Annotated in this window: 4 protein-coding genes; all 4 read right to left on the reverse strand. The window is 70.2% G+C overall.

The annotated features are described in order from the left end of the window. Nucleotides 1-756 (reverse strand): AAA family ATPase (locus CCR97_RS25190; protein ID WP_201159987.1); only part of this gene is annotated, 756 nt, incomplete at its 3' end. A 251-nt stretch (nucleotides 757-1,007) separates the two neighbouring features. Continuing rightward, entirely contained in the window at nucleotides 1,008-1,904 is an 897-nt protein-coding gene (locus CCR97_RS25195) for an outer membrane protein assembly factor BamD (RefSeq protein WP_420826101.1), read from the reverse strand. 183 nt (nucleotides 1,905-2,087) lie between these two features. Beyond that, nucleotides 2,088-3,044, reverse strand: coding sequence for a UDP-3-O-acyl-N-acetylglucosamine deacetylase (gene lpxC, locus CCR97_RS25200; protein ID WP_111360003.1), 957 nt, complete (start codon nucleotides 3,042-3,044; stop codon nucleotides 2,088-2,090). A 639-nt stretch (nucleotides 3,045-3,683) separates the two neighbouring features. Continuing rightward, nucleotides 3,684-3,882: hypothetical protein (locus CCR97_RS25205; protein WP_201159989.1), on the reverse strand; the 199-nt coding region annotated here is incomplete at its 5' end.

Genomic DNA, 3,882 nt, shown 5'->3' on the forward strand with positions numbered 1-3,882 from the left:
CTCCAGCCGCCGGACCGCGGCGGCGAGCGCCGGACCGGGCGACTGCGGCCCGGCGACGACGGCGAGCGCGTCGCGCAGGTCGTCGGCGGCCTTCTCGGCCTGCATCATCTGGGCGCGTCGCTCGGCCAGCGTCGTCTCCTCGCCGGGCTCGGGGGCGAGCCCGCGCAGCTCCTCGACGGCGTGGCGCAGCCAGTCGGCCTCGCGCTGCGCCCGCTCGACCGCGGCGCGCTGCGTCGCCAGCGCCTCGGCCGCCTCGCGCCGCGCCGCCCACAGGCGGGCGATGTCGGCGGCGTCGCGCTCCAGCCCCGCATACGCATCGAGCAGATCACGATGGCTCGCCGGATCGACGAGGGCGCGGGCGTCGTGCTGGCCGTGGATCTCGACCAGGCGCTCGCCCAGGCTCTGCAGCACCTTCACGGAGACCGGCTGGTCGTTGACAAAGGCGCGGGTGCGGCCGTCGGCGAGCTGCACGCGGCGCAGGAGGAGCTGGTCCTCGACCGGTATGTCGTTGGCGCGCAGGAGGTCGTTGACCGGATGCGCCGCGCCCGGCTCGAACACGGCCGTCACCTGGCCCTGCTCGGCGCCGCTGCGCACCAGGCCGGCGTCGCCGCGGGCGCCGAGCGCCAGCGCGAAGGCGTCGAGCAGGATCGACTTTCCCGCCCCGGTTTCGCCAGTCAGCACGGCGAGGCCCGGCCCGAAATCGAGGTCGAGCCGGTCGATGAGGACGATGTCGCGGATCGAAAGGCGGGCCAGCATGCTCGGTCCACGGTACGGGCGATATCGTTCGACGGCGAGCGCGCCCCGAACTCGGGTTCTCCGTCCGTCATGGCCGGGCTCGTCCCGGCCATCCACGCCTTGCCGCGGCGACGGCCCTCTACGTGGACGCCCGGCACGAGGCCGGGCATGACGGCGCAGAGTGAATGGCGTGTCCTACAGGAACGCGAACGGCCGGGACAAGCCCGGCCGTCGAACAATTCTCGGCGCATCCCCGGCAGGCGACGGCGTCGTCAGCCGAGCCCGACCTTCTTGAAGGCGCGGCTGATCCACGAGCCCTTGTTCTCGGACGGCTCGAAGCCGCCACCCCTCACCAGATTGTAGGCGTCCTTGTACCAGGGACTGTCCGGGAAGTTGTGGCCGAGCACGGCGGCGGCGGTCTGCGCCTCGCTCGCGATGCCGAGCATCATGTAGCACTCGGTGAGCCGCATCAGCGCCTCCTCGACGTGCCGGGTCGTCTGATACTGCGTCACCACCACCTTGAAGCGGTTGATGGCGCCGATGAAGTTCTTCTTCTGCATGTAGTAGCGCGCGACCTCCATCTCCTTGGCGGCGAGATGGTCGCGACCGACCTCGATCTTCTTGCGGGCCTGCGCCGCGTATTCCGAGGTCGGATACTTGCGGATGACCTCCTCCAGCGACTGGATCGCCTTCTCGGTGCGGGTCTGGTCGCGGGTGACGTCCGGGATCTGGTCGTAATAGGAGGCGCCGATCAGGTACTGGGCGTAGGCGACGTCCGGGCTGCCCGGATGCATCGTGACGTAGCGCTTGGCGGCGCCGATCGCCTCGTCGTACTGGCGCGTCTCGTAATACGAATACGCGGTCATCAGCAGCGACTTGCGGGCCCACTCCGAATAGGGGTGCTGGCGGTCGACCTCCTCGAACTTCTTGACCGCGTCCTTGGGCGCGTTCTTCTCGTTCAGGAGGTAGACACCCTCGTTGTAGAGCTTGTCGGCCGGGAGGTCGGGCCCGAGATCGTCGTCGTTGCCGCCGAACAGGTTCGAGAGGCTGCTGCAGCCGCCGAGAATCACCAGAACGGGCAGCAGCGCGATCAGGCGGCGCAGCCCGGCGCGTCCGCCTGCGGACCGGCCCGGGCGCGTCGCGGCGCGCGATGTCGACGTTGAAAGCACCGAAGTCCCCCGTGAGACGCGTCGCGCGGCCGCCCGTCCAGGCCGCGATGCTCGACGCCGAACATCCCCTGTCGGGTCGGACTCAACCCCGACATTCGGCCGGGAATGTGGCGGGAGGGCTTTGCGGCGGGCCTTGCCGGGGGACATGCGTCCCGCCGGACACGGTCGTCCGGGCAGATTCCGTCAGGACACGTCGGCGCTGTAGGCCGGAGCGGCGATGCCGGTGGTCAGCTCGGCACGGCCGCGCACCGTGGTGCGGGCGAGTGCGGTCGCATCGACCATGGTCCAGGCGGTCGGATCGGCCATCAGGGCCGAGATCACCGCGTGGTTGAGCTTGTGGCCGCCGCGCACCGAGCGGTACATGCCGAGCAGCGGCGCACCGGCCAGCGCGAGGTCGCCGATCGCGTCGAGCGCCTTGTGGCGGACGAACTCGTCGGCCCAGCGCAGGCCGTCCGGGTTGAGGATGCGGTTCTCGGCGACCACCAGGGTGTTCTCGAAGCTGGCGCCGAGCGCGTAGCCGGCGCTCCACAGCTTCGCCACGTCGCTCATGAAGCCGAAGGTGCGGGCGCGGGCGATCTCGCGGCGGAAATGGATCGGGTCGAGGTCGAAGGCGAGCGCCTGGCGGCCGATGAGCGGATGCTCGAAGGCGATCTCGACCTCGAATCGCATGCCGCGGTCGTAGGGGCGCAGCTCGCCGTAGGAGCGACCGTCGGCGACGCGGACCGGCTTCAGGACCTTGATGTAACGGCGCGGCGCCGCCGTGGTCTCCAGGCCGACCCGGTCGATCGCCGTGACGAAGTCCTCGGCGCTGCCGTCCATGATCGGCATCTCGGGACCGTCGATCTCGATGACGGCATTGTCGACGCCCAGCCCCGCCAGGGTGGCGAGCACGTGCTCGGCGGTCGAGCACAGCGGGCCGGTCGCGTCGCCGATCACGGTGGCGAAGTCGGTCGCCACCACGGAGCGGACGTCGGCCTTGACCTGGCGGTCGGGCTTGCCGTCGGTGCCGGGCCGGACGAAACGGATCCCGGTGCCGGGTCCGGCCGGATGCAGCGTGAGGGTGGCAGGCACGCCGGAATGCACGCCGATCCCCGATACGGTCACGTCGGAGCGCAGCGTCGTCTGTCGGCCGGATTTCATGTGAACCGTCCCAATCCCAAAAAACTCTAGCGCGCCGCGATGCCGCGACAGTCCGTTCAAGTTTTTCCCCCACGGGACGCGGTGTTCAGGTCCTCGTCAGCCCGTCGCTTGTCACGCGCGCGTGGCTGCCCCGTCGAGGCCCAAGTCTGTCCCCGTGCCGATCGAACATTAACCGTCTGATCCGTAACGGCCAACTCACGCTTTCTTACCGATTGTTACCTGAAATTCGATCGCTTTCGACCGGGTTTCGGCCACGAAATCAGAGGACAACTGTCCTGTTCGGCCGCATTCACGCTTGACGCTGGCGCGTTCACCACACCGCGCTACCGCGCTTCGCGGATCGTCTTCCGCGGCTGCGAAGCGCACCACGGCGCGTGCTGCAGGTGCTTCGTGGCGAATCGGCGGCCGGCGAATCACACCCTCGCCACGAATGGGATCGCGCGATAATTGTCCTATGGGTCGCCGGCGCGCATGGCGCGCGCCGAGATCACCGGTGCGCAAGCCACCCCGGCCGTAAAAATGGAATGGCCGGGCACGAGGCCCGGCCATTCGGTGCAGACCATCCGGAGGCAGGTCGGACGGTCCGCAGGCGGCACGTCGCGGCGGCGCGCCGAGGCGGACGGCGCCCCGCCCCTGTCCTTAGTTCGCCTGCCGGCGCAGGAACGCCGGGATGTCGAGCTGGTCGTCGTCGTGCTGCGGGCCGGGCTGGGCGGCCGGGCGACCGTGCATGTCGAGGCCCTGCGGCGCCTGCGGGCCCGGAGCGGGCCGGCGGGCGTAGTCGGAGACCGGATCGGGCGCGCGGCCGACCGGCGGCATCGGCGGCATGCGGGGCGCCATC

Source organism: Rhodoplanes elegans, assembly GCF_016653355.1.
GTDB lineage: Bacteria > Pseudomonadota > Alphaproteobacteria > Rhizobiales > Xanthobacteraceae > Rhodoplanes > Rhodoplanes elegans.